Source organism: Muriicola sp. (assembly GCF_049669965.1).
Taxonomy (GTDB): domain Bacteria; phylum Bacteroidota; class Bacteroidia; order Flavobacteriales; family Flavobacteriaceae; genus Muriicola.
Genome location: NZ_JBATLB010000258.1, coordinates 1 through 4,790 on the forward strand (window position 1 = coordinate 1; position 4,790 = coordinate 4,790).

The following is a 4,790-nucleotide window of genomic DNA, read 5'->3' on the forward strand; positions in this document are numbered from 1 at the left end:
TTGTAATAGACTGCAATTCCAATAATAGCAAATAATTGGGCAACTATGGCTAAAATTGAACCTTCAAATCCGAAAGCTCCTCCATTAAGTAGATTTGCCTGATGTATATCAATCTCAATGATTGAATAAGAATCCTGGCCACTCACATTAAAGCCTAAAAGTGTTTGAAATAAGTTCCAACTCAAGTGTAATGCTATGGGAAACCATAAATTTTTAGTGTAGATGTAGGATATGCCCAAAAGTATTCCCGCAAAAAATAAGTCTGTAATCGCAATGAAATCGATATTGGGATTAAAATAATGCAAAAAGGAAAATATAAGGGATGAAACAATCAGGGCAACATACTTATTAAAAGAAACCATCAAATTTTTAAGTATATAACCTCTGCATAAGGCCTCCTCTACAATGGCTACAATCGTAAAATGTATTACCACAAGTATTAATTCCTCAGGATCGAAAATAATTTTTACAATAAATATTTCCTTCATATATATCAATAGCCCGTAACCAAGTCCTAAAATCAGTAACCCAAGCCCTATCCCATATATAAAATCAATACCTCTATTTTTGGTCTGGAATCCAAGCTGTATAAATCTTTCCTTATCCACATAATTCATAAAGATCCAAAGGATCAAAAATGTACCTAATAGATTAAAAAAACTCATCACTACTTGCTGAAAAGTGGTTTTTTTAAACGCCTCATCGGTAATATCTATGCCAGCTATAGAAGCCCCAATGAAATAGAATATGCCGACCAAAATCAGATAGGGTAGTACTATGGAGAGTATTCTTTGCCAGCCTCGGTGCTTAGTTTCGGTCATGTGTTACTTAACTAGGTTGGTTTGGCTATGAAACCTGCTCCACTGCAGCCTCCTTTTAGTAAATGTTGACAACGGTTTTTCTTTTTAGAAACAAAACAATTAAAAACACCAGGTAGTAAAGAAACTTAATAAGACCTAAAATAAGTTGTGGAAACAGATTCTTTCTTCTGTCTGAATAATCAGCGAATTCCTCTGCATGGCGCACCATAAATTCGGCGCCAATTATTGGAAAAAGTATTTGTAGTAAAGTAATTCCGAAAAATAAGATCACAAGTATCAGAAGTAATTTCCCGGGATTATTTATCAGCATGGAGGAGCCCCTGTGTAAGGTCCATAGAAGGATCAGGGTAAATACTATAAGACCGATCAGTTCAGGCAACCAAAGGAACTCCTTTGATCCTGAAAATAGGACACTTTGGGCATACCGAAGCACAAATACCACCAAAGAGGAGAATTGCTGAATTGAAAGGAACAAAAATGCCCCAATCCCTAATAAATTAAAATAATCCGCTTTAGTAATTTTCAAAATGCGTTTAATAAACTTGTGAGCAATTACTGTTATTTCTTTTAATCAGTTACTGTCCGATAGATCACCAAAACTACTCCTATAAGGAAAATGGAGGTGAATATTATTTTGTTATGCTTCGCCAGCCAGTTGGGCAGAAAAATATCAAAATTATCTTTTTCAGAGGTTGAATATTTCCTTGCCATCAGCGTTAGCGGACAGAACATTTTAAATATCAGCAGGGTTAATCCTTCCCCAATAATCAACGCAATACCTATCCATGTATACATAGAGACATTATCAATGATACCAGTGTACAGCACATAAAAAATCACAAGTACAAAAAACAACCAGATAATGGTATGAATTATTTTAATGGTTAAAAGTTTATTCTCTGGTGTCATAAATACTTCTCAGCACAGGGAGTACAAGCATCCAGGCCGTTGAACCATAGAAGATATCCCATGTAGTAAATAAAAATAGGGATTTTTGATTTATTTGGAATTATCTGCCGAAGGTATTGCACCCAGGTGTTTGCTTTTTGAAGTGACTACTTATAGCTGTCGTTGTGTCTTCTTATTTTTATTCAGATTTATGGACCTCTAATTCAATTTCGATCATAAATTCGGGCAATGCCAATTCTTTAACGCCCAGCCAGGAACCAGTTGGAAATTGTTTCGTGTAGATTTCATTTCTGTAAGCTGCATTTTCAAGAAACAAAGGCATATTGGTTGTAAAAACATTTTCCACAACTACGTCATCGAAGGTACAATCATAGTGTTTCAATACTTTCTCCAAATCTGCATAACAATTTTTCATTTGTTGCATCAAATCACCTATTGCAATAGGATTTCCTTCATCATCCATACTTACCGCTCCGGAGATTTTAATACTATTTCCGATTTTTACCGCGTGGGAATATCCATATGCTTTTTCAACTTCTGGCCGAAGTAAAAAATATTCAGGCTTTTCGGATTCAACCACGATCTCTTTTTCAACTTTTTTTGCTGCTTCTTTTTCTTTTTGTTCACAGCTTTGAATAGTAAAAGTCAAGGCTAATAATAATGCAAGTAAGGCAGGTTGGCTGGTAAGTTTTTTCATAATGATACTTTTTTTGAGACTATTTTGGCCGGCTTTCGGCTTTCCCGTTTCTAATGGAATCTTTTTTTGGTTTTGTTGCAACTATCGAAGCTAATACTACCCATATGCTACCAAAAGCGAAGAAGTTAAAAATGAATTTCCAGAAGTTAAATTCATGTTTAAACGTATAGTCCAAACCCGTCTTCGCCACCGCATAAATGATCCCGGCAACTAAGAATAGTCGGATTGCTTTTATAATGGTTTTTTGTGTCAATTCTTAATTCTTATTATAAAATTAATTAGAGGCGATAGCTGTTGATACTTCCTTAAAAATACGGGAAATATTTGGACTAACACCTAGGCAAAAAACAATTAAGCGGCCGTAGGTACTTCGTTTTTATAAAATAGGATGGTATGATTATTGATACCTTCTCACAAACCAACCTCCATGAGAAAAATCCTTTTTTTGGTTCCTTTCTTCTTAGTGGTTAGCTGTATTCCTTTCAAGATTGCTCCAAATATTGAGGATTATAAGATCGTCGTCGCAAAAAGGTTTAAGCGAGATTTACCACGTCAGTTTGCGTATGTTTTTGAAGATAAGAAGGACGCTGATGAGTTTTATCATTTTATGAACTTAAAGTATCAATTGGGATACGAAAACGTGGAGTTGAACGTGCCTGTTGTAGTGAGGGGTCAGACCTATTTTATGTCGTTCTATGAAAGGGAAAAAACAACAGAAGTAGCTAACTTAGTCCCTATTTTAATAGATGGGATCTTAAATTCTGAAGGTCACGATCCAATTCTCGAAGAAGTACATACAACCGGAAATTCCTCCTGGTACATAGTAATTACTGTAATGGATGCAAATTTTAATGACTGCCTTGATCCCACATTTTTATATCAGAAGGAAGTCATTTCATATTTACAATTGTTAAAATATGAATATCAGGACATGCATCAATATGTAGAGGCCCTGCTCAAAAAGTAATGGTTGCCCAGTTACCATAAAGGTTGCCTATATGAAATCGGCCGATTTAAAGTGCATAACTCTTCGCTCCATACAATGATTGATGCAATACCAAAACCGTGATATGTTTGTTGTAGAATCAGCTTAAGACCCTGATGTTGTATTCTTTTCTTAGTTCAGAAATAGAAGTATCTAAATGGGGTTCAAAATTGGTCCAGGGCAAGGGTTTGGTCATTTTTTTGGCTCGAATGACGAGCGCAGGGATGGATAGCAGGAACCTGAAAATATTACGTAAAACATGTGACAGGCTAAAATTTCTTGACAGTTCAAAGGCATTTGCTTTTTGATACGCCCTGATATGTTTCCAAAAGCCTAAGGTTGTGCCAAAGATGGTCCATATTTTTACCGCGCCTTCACCGAAAAGTGAAATATCACAACCAAACAAAACATGGGCTATATCGTGGGATCTAAAGAAGTTTTTAACCTCACAGGGAATCCCTTCCTTATGATGACTAAGATGGCTCTTGTGTTCTTTGTAGAACTTCTCCAAGCCTTGCCTTAGCGTAATGTTAGTTTTATCCATCATTCGGTGATTAGGTTCTGCTCCTGATAATCTATTCAGGATGAAGTGTACTATGAGTGAAGGCCCTTATGGCCATTTCATTGTTTATTCCATTTAGAATCACGGCACATAGTCTTTTGTTTCAGTTCTATTGGGCCTATTGATACAGAATATACCTCGGGGGTTTAAGGCCGTTGAGGCGCAAAGAAACAATCATTTGCCCTCTGTGATGGGTTATATGATCAGCCAGTAATAAAAAAATTTGTCTCTTTGTTCTGTTTAACCCCAAATAGTCTAGGCGGTCATCTAGTGTGGACACATCAAATTTTGTGATCAGTTTTATGGTTTCATCAAATGTGTTGTTGATCGCAGCGATCATCTCATCTTTGGTCTTTTCGCCCACTTTAAGTTCCGTATCGGTATTCCAATCACGGGCTTCGCGCCCACCTAATAGGGTTTGACTGTGCCAATCCATAGCCCAGCCAATATGCATCAGGTTTTCTGCAAAGCTCATAGATTCCGGGGACGCTTTAAACTCATAGCGGTCCTCTGGCATTGTTTCTGCTACAAGAAGCAAATACGTGCGAGAATTTTCCAATCGCTCCAAATAGTCTTTGACAAAAGAATTTTGTTGTGCAAACAGTGGTAATGTAGCTGAGGAACAGAGCATTAATGTTGTTAAAAGTAATAGATGTTTCATTGTATATTATTTTGTTGTCTTATAAATCATATACCAATTATCCTTTCAGATTATTACTTAAAAAAGACGGTAAAATGGATAAAAGGGAGGTTACTGTTTCATTTTTATAATGCCAGTTAAGACTTCTTATTATTTCGGTAGGTACGATGCTGTTC

General features: G+C 36.2%; 7 protein-coding genes. 1 reads left to right on the forward strand and 6 read right to left on the reverse strand.

The window, feature by feature from the left end:
• From WBM49_RS12845 to WBM49_RS12860, 4 genes are all read right to left on the reverse strand, one after another.
• A partial coding sequence (locus WBM49_RS12845) for a lysostaphin resistance A-like protein (RefSeq protein WP_424372450.1) occupies nucleotides 1-608 on the reverse strand: 608 nt, incomplete at its 3' end.
• Nucleotides 609-876: 268 nt separating this feature from the next.
• Entirely contained in the window at nucleotides 877-1,347 is a 471-nt protein-coding gene (locus tag WBM49_RS12850) for a hypothetical protein (protein WP_424372451.1), read from the reverse strand.
• Between the two features lie 41 nt (nucleotides 1,348-1,388).
• Nucleotides 1,389-1,730: a hypothetical protein gene (locus WBM49_RS12855; RefSeq protein ID WP_424372452.1), complete on the reverse strand. Its 342-nt coding sequence runs from the start codon at nucleotides 1,728-1,730 to the stop codon at nucleotides 1,389-1,391.
• Nucleotides 1,731-1,908: 178 nt separating this feature from the next.
• Nucleotides 1,909-2,427, reverse strand: a complete 519-nt coding sequence (locus tag WBM49_RS12860) for a RidA family protein (RefSeq protein ID WP_424372453.1) — start codon at nucleotides 2,425-2,427, stop codon at nucleotides 1,909-1,911.
• A 427-nt stretch (nucleotides 2,428-2,854) separates the two neighbouring features.
• Between WBM49_RS12860 and WBM49_RS12865 the strand changes: the two genes are divergently transcribed.
• Nucleotides 2,855-3,394 (forward strand): hypothetical protein, encoded by a 540-nt coding sequence (locus WBM49_RS12865; protein WP_424372454.1) that lies wholly within the window; start codon nucleotides 2,855-2,857, stop codon nucleotides 3,392-3,394.
• Between the two features lie 118 nt (nucleotides 3,395-3,512).
• Here the strand turns inward: WBM49_RS12865 and WBM49_RS12870 are convergent, their stop codons facing one another.
• Both WBM49_RS12870 and WBM49_RS12875 read right to left on the reverse strand, forming a co-directional pair.
• Nucleotides 3,513-3,959 (reverse strand): Coq4 family protein, encoded by a 447-nt coding sequence (locus WBM49_RS12870; RefSeq protein ID WP_424372455.1) that lies wholly within the window; start codon nucleotides 3,957-3,959, stop codon nucleotides 3,513-3,515.
• A gap of 133 nt (nucleotides 3,960-4,092) precedes the next feature.
• On the reverse strand, nucleotides 4,093-4,635 hold the full coding sequence (locus WBM49_RS12875) for a DinB family protein (protein WP_424372456.1): 543 nt from the start codon (nucleotides 4,633-4,635) through the stop codon (nucleotides 4,093-4,095).
• Nucleotides 4,636-4,790 lie beyond the last annotated feature (155 nt).

What these genes read in the sequence shown, in the direction of transcription:
- WBM49_RS12855 (WP_424372452.1), bottom strand. Translation starts at nt 1,730, where the DNA reads ATGACACCAGAGAATAAACTTTTAACCATTAAAATAATTCATACCATT.
- WBM49_RS12860 (WP_424372453.1), bottom strand. Translation starts at nt 2,427, where the DNA reads ATGAAAAAACTTACCAGCCAACCTGCCTTACTTGCATTATTATTAGCC.
- WBM49_RS12865 (WP_424372454.1), top strand. Translation starts at nt 2,855, where the DNA reads ATGAGAAAAATCCTTTTTTTGGTTCCTTTCTTCTTAGTGGTTAGCTGT.
- WBM49_RS12870 (WP_424372455.1), bottom strand. Translation starts at nt 3,959, where the DNA reads ATGATGGATAAAACTAACATTACGCTAAGGCAAGGCTTGGAGAAGTTC.
- WBM49_RS12875 (WP_424372456.1), bottom strand. Translation starts at nt 4,635, where the DNA reads ATGAAACATCTATTACTTTTAACAACATTAATGCTCTGTTCCTCAGCT.